Here is a 21176-nt window from a genome sequence, read left to right on the forward strand (position 1 = left end):
AAGGAAACCCTAAAGAGTGGCGCGTCCTGGAGGATTCGAACCTCCGACCGCCTGGTTCGTAGCCAGGTACTCTATCCAGCTGAGCTAAGGACGCGCAGTAATCTTTATTTTACTTTGTATAACCCGTTTATCAAACGAATTATTAAATAGTGGCGCGTCCTGGAGGATTCGAACCTCCGACCGCCTGGTTCGTAGCCAGGTACTCTATCCAGCTGAGCTAAGGACGCGCAGATCTTCTTGCTAAGAAGTTGTGAAGTAAATCACATTCATTTCTTACGAAACAAAAAAAAGGCCGTTGGGCCAGTCAATGAATGGCGGTGAAGGAGGGATTCGAACCCTCGATACGGGATAAACCGTATACTCCCTTAGCAGGGGAGCGCCTTCAGCCTCTCGGCCACCTCACCGTTTTCATTGTTATATCTCAAAAGAGATATGGCGCGTCCTGGAGGATTCGAACCTCCGACCGCCTGGTTCGTAGCCAGGTACTCTATCCAGCTGAGCTAAGGACGCACTTTTTGTTGATTTCTCAACGTTGCAAGAATGGCGGTGAAGGAGGGATTCGAACCCTCGATACGGGATAAACCGTATACTCCCTTAGCAGGGGAGCGCCTTCAGCCTCTCGGCCACCTCACCGTCTTGCGGAGGCACATATTACGTTTTACCGAAAATATGTCAAACACTTTCTTTGAAAAAAAACGCAAAAATCGCTTAACCGATGCGGATTTAATCAAAGTGACTATTAAACAAACTTTACCACCCTATTATGATGAAAAAAAGAGAGTCTTCTCTTAAAAAATGACATTAATCAGAAACTAAAAAGGCTAGCCCTTCGGCTAGCCTTTTTCATTCAAACTAAGCTCTGTAAACAGGAGCAGCTTAGTAGTTACCAGAAGCAACGTTACCATTGCCTTTTTCAGCTTGAATGCGCATGTAGATTTCTTCACGGTGAACAGAAACCTCTTTCGGAGCGTTAACGCCGATACGTACTTGGTTACCTTTAACACCTAGTACAGTTACAGTCACTTCATCACCAATCATAAGTGTTTCGCCTACGCGGCGAGTCAAAATTAGCATTCTTTGCTCCTTGAGTAATCTCTAAATTTTCTTGCTACAAAGCTATTATCCAACAAAAGTTATATTTTCGTAAACTACCTTGTCACTGAAAATTAGCCCAAAAAGGCATGTTTTTGCTGAATGTTCAATGCTTCACTAGATGTAACGTAAGCATCATGAAGAATGTTTGCTGCTGCATCCACACACATAGGTGGTAAGACTAGCATCATAGTGAGTGCATTCGTTGAACAGAAATTGATTGCAATATCTTGCTGTGCCAACAATTCACAGGCATGGTCAACCATTCCATTGGCTTCTAGCCCCACAGCGGTCAACAGGCTTACAGCTTCACTATTACGGATTTTATCGCTGAACACCAGATCCAACTTGGCACATGCATCTTGTTTTATCATGATACCTGTTCGTTCTGTTTCCTCGATCACATTCCAAATGTCGATACCCAACATCTGACATTGCTTTGTAATGCTAGACAAATGTTCGTTGTCGACTTCAATAATGGCAAGGTCACGTTGAATAGCTATACCAGAGACGGCTTTTGAGCCTACTTCCCCTTTTACCAAACTGCCTTCGTTCAAATCAAATGTCGAAAGCACGCGTAGCGGTACATTGTTCTTCCACGCATACTGCACAGAAGGAAGATGTAATACCTTTGCTCCGCGGCTAGCCATCGCTTCCATCGAAGGAAAATCAATAACTGCCATCTTTTGAGCGTTTTTTACTACACGTGGGTCACAAGTATAAATACCATCAACGTCGGTAAAGATTTGACACTCATCAGCGCTTAACGCGCCAGCCAGTGTCACTGCGCTCGTATCTGAGCCACCTCGACCTAATGTGGTGATATCCCCATTTTCATTCACACCTTGGAATCCTGCTACGATCACGATTTGGTCTTGTTCAAGTAAATCCAGAATCGTAGAAGTATCAATGTGTTTAATCGTCGCGTCATTGTGTTGATTGTCCGTCACAATGTTCGCTTGTGCTCCGGTAAGTGAGCGTGCAGCGTAACCCAATTTATTCAGAGTCATTGCTAGCAGTGCCATCGACACTTGCTCACCAGCAGAGAGCAAAACATCAAGTTCTCGAGCAGTTGGAACGCTATCTACTTGCTTAGCCAGTTCCATTAGTCGGTTTGTTTCGCCTGACATTGCAGACACAACAACGACAACTTGATTACCATCATTCTTCGCCTTAATGATGTGTTCAGCTACCTGGTGGATTCTTTCAATTGAACCCACAGAGGTTCCACCAAACTTTTGCACGATAAGGGGCTTTTTCACCAGTCTTCACCTTCCCAAGACCAAAGTCTCATTAGGACCACTCATACTCCATTGAGATAAATTATATAAGCGGTAGTTACAATAAAAACCAAGCGGCGTAAATGACCTGGTTAAAATACGGTCAATTAAACCACTTGGTTACCATAAAAAAATTACGCCCAATCAAAGAAGCTTGATTGAGCGTAAATCATTTTTTAAAAGCTTATAGGCGTTCTTCTAGCCAAGGCTGTACAGATTGAATCGCCGCAGGTAGCGCTGCAACATCAGTACCACCTGCTTGCGCCATGTCAGGACGACCACCGCCTTTACCGCCAACTTGCTCAGCAACCATCTTAACTAGGTCACCCGCTTTCACTTTGCCGATAAGGTCTTTGGTTACACCTGCAATCAGACCGATCTTGTCATCGTTCACGTTTGCAAGAAGGATAACGCCGCTACCGACTTGGTTTTTGATGTCATCAACCATAGTACGTAGGTTCTTGTTATCTGCGCCTTCTAGAGCAGCAATCAGTACTTTAGTACCGTTGATATCCTGAACTTTACCCATGATGTTTGCGCTTTCTGCCGCAGCCATCTTGTCTTTCAGTTTCTGGATTTCTTTCTCTAGAGATTTTGCTTTCTGTGCTGATTCAGCCAGTTTCTCTTCGTACTTAGCCGCTTGAGCTTCGATTGCATCTAGTGCACCTTCACCCGTTACCGCTTCGATACGACGGATACCTGCTGCGATACCACCTTCAGATGTGATCTTGAATAGACCGATATCACCTGTGTTTGAAGCGTGGATACCACCACAAAGTTCAGTAGAGAAGTCGCCCATAGACAGTACGCGTACTTCGTCGTCGTACTTCTCGCCGAATAGTGCCATTGCGCCTTTCTTCTTCGCAGACTCAATGTCCATCACGTTAGTTTCAATCGTGTGGTTGCGACGAATTTGCGCGTTGACTAGACGCTCTACTTCTTTCAGCTCTGCTGCCGTTACGGCTTCTAGGTGTGAGAAGTCGAAACGTAGGCTGTCAGCTTTCACTAGAGAGCCTTTCTGCGTTACGTGCTCACCAAGAACTTGGCGAAGTGCTGCGTGTAGCAAGTGCGTTGCTGAGTGGTTTAGAGAAATAGCTGCGCGACGCTCTGCGTCAACGATAGTTGCTACTTCGTCACCTTTCGCTAGAACGCCTTCTGCCATTACACCGTGGTGTGCGATTGCGTTACCTAGTTTTTGAGTGTCTTCAACACGGAATACACCAGACTCAGTGCGGATTTCACCAGCGTCACCACACTGACCGCCTGACTCTGCGTAGAATGGTGTTTCACCAAGCACGATGATTGCTTTGTCGCCTGCAGATAGAGATTCTACTTCGTTGCCTTCAACGAACATCGCCGCTACAGAGCTAGAGCCTTTAGTGCCTGCGTAACCACAGAATTCTGTTTGCGTATCAACTTTGATTGCTGCGTTGTAGTCAGTACCAAAGTTACCAGCTTCACGCGCACGTTGACGCTGCTCTTCCATCGCTTTCTCGAAACCTTCTTCGTCGATTGCAAACTCACGTTCACGTGCAACGTCGTTAGTTAAGTCAGCTGGGAAGCCGTAAGTATCGTAAAGTTTAAATACGGTTTCGCCGTCTAGAACTTTACCGTCTAGGTTATCTAGCGCTTCGTTTAGAATCGCCATACCGCGCTCAAGTGTACGACCGAAGTTTTCTTCTTCGATACGCAGTACTTTTTCAACCACAGCTTGTTGACGCTTCAGCTCTTCACCAGCCGTACCCATGATTTCCGCTAGTACACCAACCAGTTTGTGGAAGAATGCACCTTGTGCGCCTAGCTTGTTACCGTGACGAACTGCACGACGGATGATACGACGTAGAACGTAACCACGACCTTCGTTTGAAGGCATAACGCCATCAACGATCAGGAATGAACATGAACGGATGTGGTCAGCGATAACGCGTAGCGATTGGTTTGATAGATCTTCGTAACCAATCACTTCAGCAGCAGCTTTGATAAGAGCTTGGAATACATCGATTTCGTAGTTTGAGTGAACGCCTTGCATGATTGCAGAGATACGCTCGATACCCATACCAGTATCTACCGATGGTTTTGGTAGCGGTTCCATAGTGCCGTCTGCGTGACGGTTGAACTGCATGAATACGTTGTTCCAGATCTCGATGAAACGGTCACCATCTTCTTCAGGTGTGCCAGGACGGCCACCCCAGATGTGCTCACCGTGATCGTAGAAGATTTCAGTACATGGACCACAAGGACCCGTGTCACCCATTTGCCAGAAGTTATCTGACTCGTATGGTTTACCACCTTTCTTGTCGCCGATGCGAATAATGCGGTCTGCTGGAACGCCTACTTTTTTGTTCCAGATATCGAATGCTTCGTCGTCTGTCTCGTAAACTGTTACAAGTAGACGGTCTGCTGGCAGCTTAAGGGTTTCTGTTAGGAATTCCCATGCGAAAGAAATTGCGTCTTCCTTGAAGTAGTCACCAAAGCTGAAGTTACCTAGCATTTCAAAGAAAGTGTGGTGACGAGCTGTAAAGCCAACGTTTTCCAGGTCGTTGTGTTTACCACCAGCACGTACACAACGTTGAGCCGTAGTCGCTCGAGTGTAGGCTCGTTTTTCTAAGCCTAAGAAACAATCTTTAAATTGGTTCATACCCGCGTTTGTGAACAGCAGGGTTGGGTCGTTATGTGGAACTAACGATGAACTTTCTACGATTTGGTGTCCTTTGCTCTCAAAGAACTTGAGGAACGCGTTACGAACCTCATCAGTGCTCATGTACATGCAGCTCTTCCTGAAAATAGTCGAGTTAGAATTTTGCCGTATTGTAGATCATGCAATCAGCTACGACTAGTTTTCTTGCGGAAAAGAGGCATTAGAAGAAAAAATTTGAAGCAAAACAAAAAACAGTGCGAACGACTGACCGTTAATCTTCGTCCTCAAAGCTCAGCGCATAGCTAATTTGGTCAAAACTGTAGCCACGATATTGCAGAAATCGCACTTGTTTAGCGTACTCTTTCTGGTCTTTGGCTTTTATTCCTTTGAATTTCTTCTCAGCAGCCATTCTTGCCAGTTCAAACCAGTCTTGTGGCTCTTCTGCCATTGCCATATCGATGATGGATTCTGCTACACGTTTTTGGTTCAATTCTTGACGAATTCGGCGCTCGCCATGCCCTTTGTAAACATGTTGACGCACTTGGCTTTTGGCATAGCGCAGGTCATCCAAATAGTTGTGGTCGAGACAAAAATTGATTGCCGATTCTATGTCTGCCTCTTCATAGCCTTTTAGAGCCAGCTTTTGGTATAACTCGTATTGCCCATGGTCTCGACGGCTCAATAATTGAATAGCCGCTTCTTTGCTAGATAGAGTCGGCGCTTGACGCTTTTGGTACATGGTGATCCTAAAACTATTTTTGCTGTACAGGATTTATCTCAATCGTAGTAAATAACCGCTTACTCTAACCTACTAACACGCTAGTTCTGATCGCTTGCCTACCCTAATTGATATAAGCCCAGCCTTTGTTTTTTCGATTTTTATTTCAGCAGATACAACAAAGCCCCGCATAGCAGGGCCTTGTTCAATATGACTCAGTAAGAAGATTAAAACTCTTCTTCTTGCTCTGATTTTTCACCTGATTCTGGTGCTTCAGGTAGTGCTGGTGAAAGTAGCATTTCACGCAGTTTAGTATCGATAGTCTTACCGATTTCTGGGTTTTCGCGTAGGTAGTTACAAGCGTTTGCTTTACCTTGACCAATCTTGTCGCCTTGGTAGCTGTACCATGCACCTGCTTTTTCAACTAGCTTGTGCTTCACGCCTAGGTCAATCAGCTCACCTTCACGGTTGAAACCTTGGCCGTACATGATTTGCGTGTTTGCTTCTTTAAACGGTGCAGCAATCTTGTTCTTAACAACTTTGATGCGCGTTTCGTTACCTACTACTTCGTCACCTTCTTTGATTGCGCCAGTACGACGGATATCTAGACGAACAGAAGCGTAGAACTTAAGTGCGTTACCACCAGTCGTTGTTTCTGGGTTACCGAACATCACACCAATCTTCATACGGATTTGGTTGATGAAGATACACATACAGTTAGATTGCTTTAGGTTACCCGTTAGCTTACGCATCGCTTGAGAAAGCATACGTGCTTGAAGACCCATGTGGCTGTCACCCATCTCGCCTTCAATTTCTGCTTTTGGTGTCAGTGCTGCAACTGAGTCGACAACCATAACGTCGATAGCACCAGAACGTGCAAGTGCGTCACAGATCTCTAGCGCTTGCTCACCCGTATCAGGCTGAGAAACCAATAGTGCGTCGATATCAACGCCAAGTTTCTTCGCGTATACAGGGTCTAGCGCGTGCTCTGCATCGATAAACGCACAAGTTTTGCCTTCACGTTGCGCAGCAGCAATAAGCTCAAGAGTTAGCGTTGTTTTACCTGAAGATTCTGGACCGTAGATTTCTACGATACGACCCATTGGTAAACCACCAGCACCCAAAGCGATATCAAGAGAAAGAGAACCCGTTGAGATGGTTTCTACGTCCATTGCGCGGTTATCACCAAGGCGCATGATAGAGCCTTTACCGAATTGCTTTTCAATTTGACCTAGCGCAGCGGCGAGCGCTTTCTGTTTGTTCTCGTCCATTACTTTCTCCGATTTATTCATCTTGTTTTGGGCGACGAATAGTAATTCATTTTTCTTAAGCAGAAGAACTGCTCAGCAATGAAAGTTATTATACTGTTGATTCATACAGTGTCTATACCTGTATGAAAAAAATTTGACTGGCCTAAAGTCATGATTTGCTCTAGCCCTTATCAAATCTGGGCTAAGGCAATTTCACAAATTCTAAATCAGATGTTGATACAATTGAGTCAGTGCGTGTTCGACCGCTTTTTTGCGAACTTGAGCACGGTCACCAGTGAAATGCATGATATCCACTTGCTGCCAGTTTTGGTTATCAGCGAAGGCAAAACAGACCGTACCGACAGGTTTCTCTTCACTGCCTCCTCCTGGTCCAGCAATACCACTGATGGACACGCCGATAGTAGCATTCGAATTACGAATGGCACCTTGTACCATTTCAATCACGACAGGTTCGCTCACCGCACCATGTGCTTCCAACGTTGAAGCTTGTACACCAAGCATCTCCATTTTGGCTTCATTACTGTAAGTGACAAACGCCCGGTCAAGCCATGCAGAACTGCCAGCAATATCAGTAATAGCAGTTGCAACACCGCCACCCGTGCATGATTCTGCCGTCGTTAAAACATGTCCATGCTTAGCCAATAATGCACCTAAATCGGCACTCAATTTTGTTGCTCGTTCCATAGCCAAAAATGCCCTTTGTCTCTTTTTACTTGATAGGGATTCACGTATCCTAAGCCGCTACGGAAATAAACAAAAGTACTTACCTGTGAAAGCTGAACAAAAACACACTCCGATGATGCAGCAATATCTCAAGCTAAAGGCTGAGAACCCAGAAATCTTGCTGTTTTACCGCATGGGCGACTTCTACGAACTCTTCTACGACGATGCTAAACGCGCATCTCAATTGCTTGATATTTCGTTGACTAAACGTGGTGCATCGGCAGGTGAACCTATCCCGATGGCTGGCGTTCCATTCCACGCCGTTGAAGGTTATCTAGCCAAACTTGTTCAGCTTGGTGAGTCTGTCGCGATCTGTGAACAGATTGGCGATCCTGCAACAAGCAAAGGTCCAGTTGAACGTAAAGTAGTACGCATTGTTACACCAGGTACAGTAACCGACGAAGCATTGCTGTCAGAGCGTATCGACAACCTGATTGCGTCTATTTACCATCACAATGGTAAGTTCGGTTACGCGACATTGGATGTGACTTCGGGTCGTTTCCAATTAGTTGAGCCTGAAACCGAAGAAGCAATGGCTGCTGAACTGCAACGTACTGCACCTCGTGAATTACTCTTCCCTGAAGATTTTGAACCCGTACATCTGATGTCGAACCGTAACGGTAACCGTCGTCGTCCTGTCTGGGAATTTGAGCTAGATACCGCTAAGCAGCAGTTGAACCAACAATTTGGTACGCGCGACTTGGTAGGCTTTGGGGTTGAGCACGCTTCACTGGGTCTGTGTGCTGCGGGTTGTTTGATCCAGTACGTAAAAGATACTCAGCGTACTGCCCTACCACACATTCGTTCATTGACGTTTGATCGCCAAGATCACTCAGTCATTCTTGATGCGGCAACACGTCGCAACTTAGAGTTGACGCAAAACCTATCTGGTGGGACCGATAACACGCTAGCCGAAGTACTCGATCACTGTGCGACCCCAATGGGCAGCCGTATGCTGAAGCGCTGGTTACATCAACCAATGCGCTGTGTCGATACTCTTAACAACCGTCTTGATGCAATTGGTGAGCTCAAAGATCAGAGCTTGTTCACCGACATTCAACCAATTTTCAAACAAATTGGTGACATCGAGCGTATCCTAGCCCGTTTGGCGCTGCGCTCAGCACGTCCGCGTGATATGGCTCGTCTACGCCATGCGATGCAACAGTTGCCAGAGTTGGAAGCAGTCACTTCTTCTCTAGCTCACCCATACCTTAAAAAGTTGGCTCAATTTGCTGCGCCAATGGATGAGGTATGCGACTTACTTGAGCGCGCAGTCAAAGAAAACCCGCCAGTGGTTATTCGCGAGGGAGGCGTGATTGCAGAAGGCTACAATGCGGAACTTGATGAATGGCGAAAGCTTGCAGACGGCGCAACCGAGTATCTTGAAAAACTCGAAGCAGACGAGCGTGAACGTCATGGTATCGACACCCTAAAAGTTGGCTACAACGCTGTACACGGTTTCTTCATTCAGGTTAGCCGTGGTCAAAGCCACTTGGTTCCACCACACTATGTACGTCGCCAAACACTGAAAAATGCAGAACGCTATATCATTCCAGAGCTGAAAGAGCACGAAGATAAAGTTCTGAATTCAAAATCAAAAGCGCTAGCAGTTGAGAAAAAACTGTGGGAAGAGCTATTTGATTTGTTGATGCCAAACCTTGAGAAGATGCAAAACCTTGCTTCGGCGATCTCTCAGTTGGACGTACTACAAAACCTAGCCGAGCGTGCAGATTCACTTGATTACTGTCGCCCAACATTGGACAAAGAAGCGGGCATTAGCATTCAAGCGGGTCGTCATCCTGTCGTGGAGCAAGTAACAAGCGAACCATTTATAGCTAACCCAATTGAACTGAGCTCAGATCGTAAGATGCTGATCATCACCGGTCCAAACATGGGTGGTAAATCGACCTACATGCGCCAGACTGCATTGATTGCTTTGATGGCTCACATTGGTTCATACGTTCCTGCAGAATCAGCTCATATTGGCTCTCTAGACCGCATCTTTACTCGTATCGGTGCATCTGATGATTTGGCATCTGGCCGTTCAACCTTCATGGTAGAAATGACTGAAACAGCCAACATTCTTCACAACGCCACTAAGAACAGCTTGGTGCTGATGGATGAAATTGGTCGCGGTACCAGTACTTACGATGGTCTGTCTTTGGCATGGGCAAGTGCAGAATGGCTTGCAACTCAGATTGGGGCAATGACTCTGTTCGCAACGCACTACTTCGAGCTGACTGAGCTGCCAAACTTGCTGCCAAATCTCGCTAACGTTCACCTTGATGCGGTAGAACACGGTGACAGCATTGCCTTTATGCATGCAGTTCAAGAAGGCGCGGCAAGCAAGTCTTATGGTCTAGCGGTTGCTGGTTTAGCGGGCGTTCCAAAACCAGTCATCAAGAATGCACGTCACAAACTGTCGCAGCTTGAACAATTAGGTCAAGGTAATGACTCACCTCGTCCGAGTACCGTTGATGTGGCAAACCAACTCAGCCTGATCCCTGAACCTAGTGATGTTGAACAAGCATTGTCGAATATCGATCCTGATGATTTAACGCCACGTCAGGCACTGGAAGAGCTATACCGCTTGAAGAAGATGCTCTAGTTCTTGGGCTAACTGGTATAGTAAAACGCAAAAAGGCTATGGTCACCCATAGCCTTTTGTTTATTCTGATCTAGCCTCTATCGCTGCCTACGTTTAGTCGTCTTCTACGTTGAACAAGTTTTCCATGTTCAGACCTTGTTTAATCAAGATCTCGCGTAGTCGACGTAAGCCTTCCACTTGGATCTGGCGAACACGTTCGCGTGTTAAACCAATTTCACGTCCCACTTCTTCAAGCGTTGATGGCTCATAACCAAGCAGACCAAAACGACGTGCCAGCACTTCTTTCTGTTTTGGATTCAGCTCTTCTAGCCAATGGATCAATGAAGATTTGATGTCATCGTCTTGAGTGGAAACTTCAGGATCCGAGTTGTTTGCATCAGGAATAATATCCAGTAACGCTTTCTCGCCGTCACCACCGATTGGAGTATCGACAGAGCTAATACGCTCGTTAAGGCGAAGCATTTTGCTTACGTCTTCTACTGGGATATCTAACTGTGCAGCAATCTCTTCTGCTGTTGGTTCATGGTCGAGCTTCTGAGAAAGTTCACGCGCTGTACGCAGATAAATGTTCAGCTCTTTAACCACATGAATTGGCAGACGGATTGTACGAGTTTGGTTCATCAACGCACGTTCGATCGTTTGGCGAATCCACCACGTCGCGTAAGTTGAGAAACGGAAGCCTCGTTCTGGATCAAACTTCTCGACCGCACGGATCAAACCTAGGTTACCTTCTTCAATAAGATCAAGAAGCGCAAGACCACGATTGCTGTATCTGCGAGAGATCTTCACTACAAGACGCAAGTTACTTTCGATCATGCGTTTGCGAGCGGCTTCATCGCCACGCAGTGCACGTCGTGCATAAAGTACTTCTTCTTCTGCAGTAAGTAGAGGTGAGAAACCAATTTCACCTAGGTAAAGCTGAGTCGCGTCTAGGCTCTTGCTGCTCGCATCAAACTCTTCGCGTGCTGCTGTTTTGGTTCCGTTAGATGGTTTTTCAAGTCCGTTAGAAATGCCTTCCGATTGTGCATTATCATATTCGAACTCTTCAACTTTGGTTACTGTGTTGCTGATACTCATAACGCCTCCCCCTGGCGAGTTAGCAAGACATGACAACTCAATATGTCGCTAAATGATGTCGCAAGTTGTTATTCAAAGTTCTACGGTAAATAGCGCTTTGGATTCACTGATTTACCTTGATAGCGAATTTCAAAGTGAAGTTTGACGGATTTAGAACCAGAACTACCCATGGTCGCTATTTTTTGTCCGCTCTTAACACTTTGTCCTTCTGAGACCAGCAATCTGTCATTGTGTGCGTATGCGCTTAAATAATTGTCGTTATGCTTCACTATAATTAGGTTGCCATAACCTCGTAGCGCATTACCTGAGTACACGACTGTGCCGGCTGCGGTTGAAACGATTGGCTGACCACGCTGTCCTGCGATGTCTATGCCTTTATTTCCTTGTTCTCCCGCTGAGAAGTTCTTGATTACTCTCCCTTTTGTTGGCCATAACCACTTCGATACTTTATCGTTTTTCGCGGTAGTTACTGGCGGTTTCGGTTTAACATTCTGATTACCTTTTGACCCAACATACTCCTTTGGTTTGGATTGTTCAACCTTCTTTGGAGGCTGTTTTTGTGCAACTTGAGTCTTAGTCGGTTTAGGTTTTTGAGTAGAGCTTTTACTTGAATTTGACGGCTTTGACGCTGTTGATGTTTTAGTCACTGGAACAGGTTTCGCCGCAACTACAGGAGCAACAACGGGTTCCACTTTATGACCATATTTAGGCGCAACATATTTCGGAGCCCAAAGTTTTAACTTCTGCCCCGGGAAAATCGTGTAAGGCGCAGACAATTCATTGTAACGAACAAGATCATTTACATCCTTATCTGTGACGTAGGCAATAAAATAAAGGGTATCACCTTTCTTTACTTCGTAATAACTCCCTCTATAACTACCACGCTCAACCGTCGAGTAATCTTTATTTAGGCTTGAAACAGGTGCAGGTGAATGAGCCGCGCAACCAACCAGTCCCGCAGCCAATAAACAGCTAATACCAAAACGACGTAATAACTTCTTCACCTAGTCTTTAACCCTTAAGCTAAATCACCTGCAACTAATGGCACAAATCTTACCATTTCTACCACGGTCGACAGATATTGTTCACCCTGACGTTCAATTTTTAATAGTTGTTGTTCATCTTCACCAACAGGAATGATCATCTTACCGCCCTCTTTCAGCTGGGATAGAAGTGCTTGGGGAACACTTTCCGCTGCCGCAGTGACAATAATCGCATCGAATGGACCTTTCGCTTCCCATCCAAGCCAACCATCTCCATGTTTGGTAGAGACGTTATAAATATCCAGTTGTTTCAGACGACGCTTAGCATCCCATTGCAAAGACTTAATGCGTTCAACGGAATAGACATGATCGACAATTTGCGCAAGCACTGCAGTTTGGTAACCCGAGCCCGTGCCGATTTCTAAAACATTACTGTCCGATTTTAGATCAAGCAGCTCTGTCATTTTTGCAACGATATAAGGCTGAGAAATAGTTTGTCCCTGACCAATCGGCAGCGCATTGTTGTCGTACGCTTGGTGCATCATTGCTTGTGAGACAAAGCTCTCACGCGGTAGTCGATAAATCGCATCCAACACACGTTGATCACTGATGCCACTGGAGATAAGAAACGCTATCAACCTGTCAGCATGTGGGTTACTCATTAACTCTCTTCCTTTAACCAACTGTCCATTGCGCGCAGCGACTCATGAGCGGTGAGATCGACTTGCAGCGGCGTGATTGAAACAAAACCATGTTCAATGGCATAAAAGTCCGTACCGATGCCAGCATCTTGCTCTTTACCCGGAGGACCAAGCCAATAAATATCATGTCCGCGTGGATCTTTCTGCTTAATCATATTCTCAGCGTGATGACGCGCACCCAAGCGAGTCACTTCTATCTCACCAAGTTCTTCAAACGGAAGATCAGGAACGTTTACATTCAATAGACGGTTAGTTGGGATTGGGCGAATCAGATGCTGCTCAACCAACTGGCGAGCAATTTTAGCAGCAGATTCAAAATGTTGTTTACCGACTAGAGAGAAAGCAATCGCCTGCACGCCAAGGAAGTGTCCTTCCATAGCAGCTGCCACCGTGCCGGAGTACAAAACGTCATCACCTAGATTTGCGCCATGATTGATGCCTGACAACACAAGATCTGGCAAATCATCTTTCATCAACTCATTCAGCGCAAAGTGTACACAGTCTGTTGGCGTACCTTGCACAGAGAATGTCTTTGACGCAATCTCGGTGACACGCAGCGGTTGCTCCAGCGTCAATGAGTTAGATGCACCAGAGCGGTTTCTGTCTGGTGCGACAATCGTTACTTCGGCAATGCTTCTCAGCTCATCAGCAAGCGCATGAATTCCTTGAGCATGAACACCATCATCATTGCTGAGCAGTATTCTTAATGGCTTCGCGTTGTGTGAATCCATTTCCATTAATATTCTCTTTCTACCTTTTCTTCGATGACCAGCTCACGCACGATTGAGGTCGCAAATGAACCCGCATCCAGCGAGAATGTCATCGTGATGTTATTACCATCGACCGTCCAAGCTAGGTCTTGTGGCTTGAGTGCGATATCGCGGCGGTCGTGACGCATACGGTTACCGCGAATCAGTGCCATCAAATCTGGTTCTTCATCTAAGAACGGTTGTTCTAAGGTTAGCGCATCCGCTTGAGTTGGTAGTGCGTTATCGCCCGCCATTGCCGCGGTGATCGCCACTTCGCCTTGAGCAAATTGTGCTTGTAACTCGGCGATGTTGCTTGCATCAACTAACTGAGTGCCAGAAGCTGTCTGCGCAACATCACCGTCGATGAACTTGTCAAATACACCATTCTCTAGGCGAGCTGAAACAATGCGGTTGAAGATCCACGAACGAGCCGCTGACAGATACATGCTGCGTTTGTTTTGATTGCGAGTACGAACGTTCTCGCGTCCCCATCGACGTGCTTCTTCAAGGTTGTTGCCATCGTTACCAAAACGCTGACTACCAAAGTAGTTTGGTACACCCACTTGTTTCACTTTTTCAAGACGTTGTTCAACATCCGCTATATCTGTCACTTCAGACAAAGTAACCACGAACTCGTTCCCTACTAAGTCACCAGGGCGCAGTTTTTTATTGTGACGATCCGTTGCTAGGATCTCGATGCTCGGGTATTGCGCCAAAAATGCTGAAAAATCTGGCGTTTCACCTTTTGGTAAATGCACACTTAGCCACTGTTCAGTCACAGCATGACGGTCTTTAAGACCCGCCCAGCTAACGTCTTTCGACTTAACACCACAGGCTTTTGCTAGTTCGTTAGCAACGAAACTGGTGTTCTCACCTGTTTTACGGATACGAACCATTAAATGCTCGCCTTCACCCGTAAAGGCAAAACCTAAATCTTCGCGAACCTGAAAGTGCTCTGGCTGCGCTTTGATTTTTGCAGATGCAACTGGCTTACCTGTTAGGTAAGCCAATGAAGATAAAATGTCTGACATGATGTATTTCCGCTGATATCACAGCTTAGAGGAGCAAATTGCTAATTATTGCTTAAACAGAAGTACAACTGCTTCCGTTGCAATGCCTTCTTTGCGTCCAGTAAAACCAAGACGTTCTGTCGTCGTTGCTTTTACGTTAATGTTGCTAATGTCGGTTTCAAGGTCTTCGGCAATAGCAGCACACATTGCGTCAATGTGCGGTGCCATCTTCGGCGCTTGTGCCATGATAGTGACATCGGCATTACCAAGACGGTAGCCTTGCTCTTTGACTCGGCGATAAACGTCTTTCAGTAGTTCACGACTGTCTGCACCTTTCCATTTTTCGTCCGTATCAGGGAAGTGACGACCAATATCGCCTGCAGCAATAGCGCCAAGCAGGGCATCCGTTAACGCATGCAGCGCTACATCACCGTCAGAGTGTGCAATCAAACCTTGTTCGTAAGGGATCGCTACACCACCAATGATTACCGGACCTTCACCACCGAATTTATGTACGTCGAAACCATGACCAATTCGAATCATTTTCTATCCTTTCTTTATTCGCCGCGCTCACGGCTTAGATAAAACTCGGCTAACGCAAGATCTTCTGGCTGAGTAATTTTTATATTATTCGCATTCCCTTGAACAAGTGCCGGCTTTTCACCTAACCATTCCAAAGCCGAGGCTTCATCAGTGATGGTTGCACCTTGTTCTAATGCGTCAGTCAGTGCTTGAGTAAGCTGCTGAGTTTTAAACATTTGTGGAGTTAATGCATGCCACAATGCTTCTCTATCTACCGTATGATCAATATCTTGTGCTGCGTTTGCTCGCTTCATTGTGTCTCTCACTGGAGATGCGAGGATGCCACCCGTTGGGTGCGCGCTACAAACGTCGATCAAATGGTCAATGTCGGATGTTAATACACACGGTCTTGCAGCGTCGTGGACTAATACCCACTCGCTTTCCAGATGTGTACTTACATAGTTTAGCCCTGATAACACAGAGTCTGCCCTTTCTTTACCACCAGCCACACGAATCACATCAGGGTGCTGAGCAATGGAGAGTTCAGGGTAGTATGGGTCGCCGTCGGTAATAGCCACGACAACCTTAGAAATTTTTGGGTGAGAAAGCAGTTTCTCTACGGTATGTTCCAGTACCGCTTTGCCGTCAATCAACAGGTATTGTTTTGGGCGATCTGCCTTCATGCGGCTGCCAACACCTGCGGCTGGCACGATAGCAATATGGGTTGGAGTGTTAGTATCCAACATATTAATGCTCTTCCTCATCGACAATTCGGTAGAAGGTTTCGCCATCTTTAACCAAACCAAGTTCATGACGTGCACGTTCTTCGATTGCATCAAGACCTTGTCGTAAGTCATCAATCTCAGCGAACATCTCGTTATTACGAGCTTGCAGCTTGCTGTTTACTTGCTGCTGCACTTCAATTTCATCTTCTACTGTGTAGTAGTCAGACACCCCGTTTTTGCCAAACCAGAGGGTATATTGAAGCCAGCCAAACAGTAACGTAAGGGCTATAACAAAGATTCGCATATCGTTGCTAACATTCTGTACCGGAAGGGATTAGATAATGTGACATATATAGCATAAATGCGTGGTTGGCTCTAGGGTAGAAAAAGAGACTCACACGCTCCTTACAGGAAAAAAGCAGCAAAATGAAACAAAGAGATTCCCTACTCTCTCCTTCGTCGTTCTTGGGAATGACAAATCAACGCAAGCGAAAGACATCCAAAAGCAAAGCCTGTTCTCATGTATCCAAGTGAAGTGCTCTCGAAGGGCGAAGCCCGTTCTCATATCTCAGATACAAAAACACCCCGCCAAGGCAGGGTGTTTTAAAAGCTTTAAGCTAAGCGGTTAATTCAGTTAAGAATTAAGCTTGACCTTTAACTTCTTTGAGACCGCTTCCTTGAAACATGGAGGAGCGCGCTCACTTAGAGCTTCCGCCATATAAAAAAACACCCCGAAAGTGCGAGGCGTTTTCAAAAGCTTTAAGTTAAACAGTTAACTCAGTTAAGAATTAAGCTTGACCTTTAACTTCTTTGAGACCGCTTCCTTGAAATATGGAGGAGCGCGCTCACTTAGAGCTTCCGCCATATAAAAAAAACACCCCGAAAGTGCGAGGCGTTTTCAAAAGCTTTAAGTTAAGCAGTTAACTCAGTTAAGAATTAAGCTTGACCTTTAACTTCTTTGAGACCGCTTCCTTGAAACATGGAGGAGCGCGCTCACTTAGAGCTTCCACCATATAAAAAACGCCCCGCAAGTGCGAGGCGTTTTCAAAAGCTTTAGGTTAAGCTGTTAATTCAGTTAAGAATTAAGCTTGACCTTTAACTTCTTTAAGACCGTTGAAAGGAGCGCGCTCACCTAGAGCTTCCTCGATACGGATTAGTTGGTTGTACTTAGCAACACGGTCAGAACGGCTCATAGAACCAGTCTTGATTTGACCTGCAGCTGTACCTACCGCTAGGTCAGCGATAGTTGCATCTTCAGTTTCGCCAGAACGGTGAGAGATTACTGCTGTGTAACCTGCGTCTTTAGCCATCTTGATTGCAGCTAGAGTCTCAGTTAGAGAACCAATTTGGTTGAACTTGATAAGGATAGAGTTAGCTACGCCTTTCTCGATACCTTCAGCAAGGATCTTAGTGTTAGTAACGAATAGGTCGTCACCTACTAGTTGAAGCTTGTCACCTAGTAGTTCAGTTTGGTGCTTGAAGCCAGCCCAATCAGACTCGTCTAGACCGTCTTCGATAGAAACGATTGGGAATTGGTTAGCTAGCTCAGCTAGGTAGTGGTTGAACTCTTCAGAAGTGAAAGTTTTACCTTCGCCTTTCATGTTGTAGATGCCAGCTTCTTTGTCGAAGAACTCAGATGCTGCACAGTCCATAGCTAGAGTAACGTCTTTACCTAGTTCGTAACCAGCAGCTGCAACAGCTTCTGCGATAACTTCTAGAGCTTCAGCGTTAGACTTAAGGTTTGGAGCGAAACCACCTTCGTCACCAACTGCAGTGCTGTAGCCTTTAGACTTAAGAACTTTAGCTAGGTTGTGGAATACTTCAGCACCGATACGTAGACCTTCTTTAAGAGTCTTAGCACCAACTGGTTGGATCATGAACTCTTGGATGTCAACGTTGTTGTCTGCGTGCTCACCACCGTTGATGATGTTCATCATTGGTAGAGGCATAGAGAACTGACCAGCTGTACCGTTTAGCTCAGCGATGTGCTCGTATAGAGGCATGCCTTTAGCCGCTGCAGCAGCTTTAGCGTTTGCTAGAGAAACAGCTAGGATAGCGTTCGCACCGAACTTAGATTTGTTTTCAGTGCCGTCTAGTTCGATCATTACTGCGTCGATTGCAGCTTGGTCTTTAGCGTCTTTGCCAACTAGAGCTTCAGCGATTGCGCCGTTTACAGCTTCAACAGCTTTAAGAACACCTTTACCTAGGAAACGTGCTTTGTCACCGTCACGTAGCTCAAGAGCTTCGCGAGAACCAGTAGATGCGCCAGATGGAGCTGCCGCCATACCTACGAAACCGCCTTCTAGGTGTACTTCAGCTTCTACAGTTGGGTTACCACGTGAGTCGATGATTTCACGACCTAGAACTTTAACGATCTTAGACATTAATGTTTCCTCTCGTTCAAATATAAATGTCAATTTTAAAGGGCAGCAGCACAACCTTCGCCGCCGCCCGTATCCTTTTACTTCTCGAATTCGCCGCGAGCGTTTTGACCAGCAGCTTTAACGAAACCTGCGAATAGTGGGTGACCATCGCGAGGAGTCGAGGTGAATTCTGGGTGGAATTGAGCCGCTACAAACCATGGGTGAGCTGGGTTCTCAATCATTTCCACTAGTTTCTTGTCCGCTGATAGACCAGATACTTTCAGACCTGCTTTTTCGATTTGCGGACGAAGAACGTTGTTTACTTCGTAACGGTGACGGTGACGTTCGTGAACTGTCGCGCTACCGTATAGTTCACGAGCTTTCGTCCCTTTCTCTAGGTGACATAGCTGTGAACCAAGACGCATCGTACCACCTAGGTCAGACGTTTCAGTACGTTCTTCAACTTTACCTTCGCCGTCTACCCATTCAGTGATCAAACCTACCACAGGGTACTTAGTGTCTTTGTTAAATTCTGTTGAATGTGCACCTTCCATACCCGCTACGTTGCGCGCGTATTCGATCAGTGCTACTTGCATGCCTAGACAGATACCTAGGTAAGGTACTTTGTTTTCACGAGCGTATTGTGCTGCGCGAATCTTACCTTCGATACCACGGTCACCGAAGCCGCCAGGTACTAGGATTGCATCTAGACCTTCAAGTACTTCTACGCCTTTCGTCTCAACATCTTGAGAGTCTACGTATTTAATTGTGACGTTTAGACGGTTTTTCAAGCCTGCGTGTTTAAGTGCTTCGTTTACTGACTTGTAAGCATCTGGTAGTTCGATGTATTTACCGACCATACCGATAGTTACTTCGCCAGTTGGGTTCGCTTCTTCATAGATAACCTGTTCCCATTCAGACAGGTCAGCTTCTGGTGCGTTGATACCAAAGCGAGCACAAACTAGGTCATCTAGACCTTGAGACTTAACAAGTTGAGGGATCTTGTAGATTGAATCTACGTCCTTCATTGAGATTACCGCTTTCTCAGGAACGTTACAGAATAGCGCAATTTTCTTACGCTCGTTCGCTGGGATCATACGATCAGAGCGGCAAACAAGAATATCTGGTTGGATACCGATAGATAGCAGCTCTTTAACAGAGTGCTGAGTTGGCTTAGTTTTCACTTCACCAGCAGCGGCTAGGTAAGGAACTAGCGTTAGGTGCATGAACATTGCGCGCTCACGACCTAGTTCTACAGCAAGCTGACGGATAGCTTCCATAAATGGTAGTGATTCGATATCACCTACCGTACCACCGACTTCAACGATAGCAACATCATGGCCTTCAGAACCTGCGATTACGCGGTCTTTGATAGCGTTAGTGATGTGAGGGATAACCTGAATGGTTGCACCTAGGTAATCGCCGCGACGTTCTTTACGTAGTACGTCTGCATAAACACGACCAGCAGTGAAGTTGTTACGCTTAGTCATCTTGGTGCGGATGAAACGCTCGTAGTGACCAAGGTCAAGGTCAGTCTCTGCGCCATCTTCCGTAACGAACACTTCACCGTGTTGAGTTGGGCTCATTGTGCCTGGATCAACGTTGATGTAAGGGTCAAGCTTCATCATAGTCACTTTAAGACCACGAGCTTCTAGAATAGCTGCAAGAGATGCTGCTGCAATACCTTTACCTAGAGAGGATACAACCCCGCCAGTAACAAAAATGTAATTTGTCGTCATGTTTAACCTGAAATTGGTTGAATGAGGGAAATGGAGTGCTTCTGGACGGGACGTAAATATACCAGAAGCTCCTAACCGCCACAACGTGAAATCTATCACACCGTAATTTTTTATTTTTTGCTTCAAATCAAAGTCGAGTATTCATGCAATTTCAGCTTCGCTCTTCTCGTTTCACTTCATCCCACATGGAATCGAGTTCATCTAGAGTAAAGTCTGTCAGCTGTTTACCGTGCGCTGCAACTTTAGTTTCCACGCCTTTAAAGCGTTTCGAGAACTTTAAGTTGGCTTTTGCCAGTGCCACTTCAGGGTCTTTCCCTAGGTGACGAGACAGGTTCACGGTAGCAAATAAAAGATCGCCTAATTCGAGTTCAACTTTCTCCTCATCCGGAGTACTTTGAAGCACTTCTTCCATTACCTCTTCAATTTCTTCCTGCACTTTTCCGACAACGGGACCAAGCGAGTCCCAATCAAAGCCGAATTTTGCGCACTTTTTCTGGATCTTTGTAGCACGCGAAAGCGCAGGTAGAGAGTTTGGTATTGAGTCTAGGATACTTTCTTCAGCTTTGCCTAATTGTGCTTTCTCTTTGGCTTTTTCCGCTTCCCAGTTGGCGTTAATCGCTTCTTCAGAATCGAATTCTACTTCTGAAAAAACATGCGGGTGACGACGCGTCAGCTTCTCGTTAACGGTTTCCACCACATCAGAAAACTCGAACAATCCCTGCTCTTTCGCCATTTGGCTGTAGAAAATCACTTGGAACAATAAGTCCCCCAACTCTTCTTGCAAGTTCGACCAATCGCGGTTTTGAATCGCATCCACCACTTCGTAGGTTTCTTCAATAGTGTGAGGAACAATGGTGTCGAAGGTCTGCTTTAAGTCCCAAGGGCAACCGCTTTCTGGGTCACGCAACTTCGCCATGATTTGTTCTAACTGTTCAATTGGATGACTCATTTTCTGTTCCTTTAAACCTTTCTATCTA

Annotated in this window: 18 protein-coding genes and 5 tRNA genes; 1 reads left to right on the forward strand and 22 read right to left on the reverse strand. The window is 45.8% G+C overall.

Going from position 1 to position 21176, the window contains the following annotated elements:
• Positions 1-17: 17 nt before the first annotated feature.
• The 11 genes from MHO32_RS19555 to pncC all read right to left on the reverse strand — a co-directional run bounded on the left by MHO32_RS19555 (position 18) and on the right by pncC (position 7683).
• Positions 18-94: transfer RNA gene (locus tag MHO32_RS19555), tRNA-Arg, on the reverse strand.
• Between the two features lie 56 nt (positions 95-150).
• Positions 151-227 (reverse strand) — tRNA-Arg (locus MHO32_RS19560).
• An 85-nt stretch (positions 228-312) separates the two neighbouring features.
• A tRNA-Ser gene (locus tag MHO32_RS19565) sits at positions 313-404 on the reverse strand.
• 29 nt (positions 405-433) lie between these two features.
• Positions 434-510 (reverse strand) — tRNA-Arg (locus tag MHO32_RS19570).
• Between the two features lie 31 nt (positions 511-541).
• Positions 542-633: transfer RNA gene (locus MHO32_RS19575), tRNA-Ser, on the reverse strand.
• 243 nt (positions 634-876) lie between these two features.
• Positions 877-1074: a carbon storage regulator CsrA gene (gene csrA / locus MHO32_RS19580; RefSeq protein ID WP_004415691.1), complete on the reverse strand. Its 198-nt coding sequence runs from the start codon at positions 1072-1074 to the stop codon at positions 877-879.
• A gap of 92 nt (positions 1075-1166) precedes the next feature.
• Positions 1167-2354: an aspartate kinase gene (locus MHO32_RS19585; protein ID WP_239213541.1), complete on the reverse strand. Its 1188-nt coding sequence runs from the start codon at positions 2352-2354 to the stop codon at positions 1167-1169.
• 202 nt (positions 2355-2556) lie between these two features.
• Positions 2557-5139, reverse strand: a complete 2583-nt coding sequence (alaS, locus tag MHO32_RS19590; protein WP_005452121.1) for an alanine--tRNA ligase — start codon at positions 5137-5139, stop codon at positions 2557-2559.
• Between the two features lie 142 nt (positions 5140-5281).
• Positions 5282-5749 (reverse strand): recombination regulator RecX, encoded by a 468-nt coding sequence (recX, locus tag MHO32_RS19595; RefSeq protein ID WP_005452120.1) that lies wholly within the window; start codon positions 5747-5749, stop codon positions 5282-5284.
• Between the two features lie 206 nt (positions 5750-5955).
• Entirely contained in the window at positions 5956-6999 is a 1044-nt protein-coding gene (gene recA / locus MHO32_RS19600; protein WP_005436413.1) for a recombinase RecA, read from the reverse strand.
• A gap of 201 nt (positions 7000-7200) precedes the next feature.
• Positions 7201-7683 carry a nicotinamide-nucleotide amidase gene (pncC, locus tag MHO32_RS19605; protein ID WP_101904481.1) on the reverse strand — a complete coding sequence of 161 codons (483 nt, stop codon included), beginning with the start codon at positions 7681-7683 and terminating at the stop codon, positions 7201-7203.
• An 85-nt stretch (positions 7684-7768) separates the two neighbouring features.
• Here pncC and mutS point away from each other — a divergent pair, with 85 nt between their 5' ends.
• Entirely contained in the window at positions 7769-10330 is a 2562-nt protein-coding gene (gene mutS, locus MHO32_RS19610; protein WP_239213551.1) for a DNA mismatch repair protein MutS, read from the forward strand.
• A 93-nt stretch (positions 10331-10423) separates the two neighbouring features.
• Here mutS and rpoS read toward each other — a convergent pair whose 3' ends face one another.
• The 11 genes from rpoS to mazG all read right to left on the reverse strand — a co-directional run bounded on the left by rpoS (position 10424) and on the right by mazG (position 21148).
• Positions 10424-11407, reverse strand: coding sequence for an RNA polymerase sigma factor RpoS (rpoS, locus tag MHO32_RS19615; RefSeq protein WP_005452115.1), 984 nt, complete (start codon positions 11405-11407; stop codon positions 10424-10426).
• Positions 11408-11487: 80 nt separating this feature from the next.
• The gene (locus tag MHO32_RS19620; protein WP_009698767.1) at positions 11488-12411 is read right to left on the reverse strand and encodes a peptidoglycan DD-metalloendopeptidase family protein; all 924 of its coding nucleotides are present in this window, start codon (positions 12409-12411) and stop codon (positions 11488-11490) included.
• Positions 12412-12425: 14 nt separating this feature from the next.
• Positions 12426-13052: a protein-L-isoaspartate(D-aspartate) O-methyltransferase gene (locus MHO32_RS19625; RefSeq protein ID WP_005452113.1), complete on the reverse strand. Its 627-nt coding sequence runs from the start codon at positions 13050-13052 to the stop codon at positions 12426-12428.
• Entirely contained in the window at positions 13052-13828 is a 777-nt protein-coding gene (gene surE, locus MHO32_RS19630) for a 5'/3'-nucleotidase SurE (protein WP_239213553.1), read from the reverse strand. Before surE ends, MHO32_RS19625 begins: the two co-directional genes overlap by 1 nt.
• Complete coding sequence (truD, locus tag MHO32_RS19635; protein WP_038899661.1) at positions 13828-14871, reverse strand: tRNA pseudouridine(13) synthase TruD; 1044 nt, start codon at positions 14869-14871, stop codon at positions 13828-13830. Before truD ends, surE begins: the two co-directional genes overlap by 1 nt.
• A 45-nt stretch (positions 14872-14916) precedes the next feature.
• Entirely contained in the window at positions 14917-15393 is a 477-nt protein-coding gene (gene ispF, locus MHO32_RS19640) for a 2-C-methyl-D-erythritol 2,4-cyclodiphosphate synthase (RefSeq protein ID WP_009698769.1), read from the reverse strand.
• Between the two features lie 14 nt (positions 15394-15407).
• On the reverse strand, positions 15408-16118 hold the full coding sequence (gene ispD, locus MHO32_RS19645; protein WP_038899663.1) for a 2-C-methyl-D-erythritol 4-phosphate cytidylyltransferase: 711 nt from the start codon (positions 16116-16118) through the stop codon (positions 15408-15410).
• Between the two features lies 1 nt (position 16119).
• Positions 16120-16401: a cell division protein FtsB gene (gene ftsB / locus MHO32_RS19650; RefSeq protein WP_005452106.1), complete on the reverse strand. Its 282-nt coding sequence runs from the start codon at positions 16399-16401 to the stop codon at positions 16120-16122.
• Between the two features lie 778 nt (positions 16402-17179).
• Positions 17180-18481, reverse strand: coding sequence for a phosphopyruvate hydratase (eno, locus tag MHO32_RS19655; protein WP_005425372.1), 1302 nt, complete (start codon positions 18479-18481; stop codon positions 17180-17182).
• 77 nt (positions 18482-18558) lie between these two features.
• The gene (locus tag MHO32_RS19660; protein ID WP_005449808.1) at positions 18559-20199 is read right to left on the reverse strand and encodes a CTP synthase; all 1641 of its coding nucleotides are present in this window, start codon (positions 20197-20199) and stop codon (positions 18559-18561) included.
• A 151-nt stretch (positions 20200-20350) separates the two neighbouring features.
• On the reverse strand, positions 20351-21148 hold the full coding sequence (gene mazG, locus MHO32_RS19665; RefSeq protein WP_239213565.1) for a nucleoside triphosphate pyrophosphohydrolase: 798 nt from the start codon (positions 21146-21148) through the stop codon (positions 20351-20353).
• Positions 21149-21176 lie beyond the last annotated feature (28 nt).

It is taken from the genome of Vibrio sp. MMH1-50, from assembly GCF_022347645.1.
Classification (GTDB): domain Bacteria; phylum Pseudomonadota; class Gammaproteobacteria; order Enterobacterales; family Vibrionaceae; genus Vibrio; species Vibrio harveyi.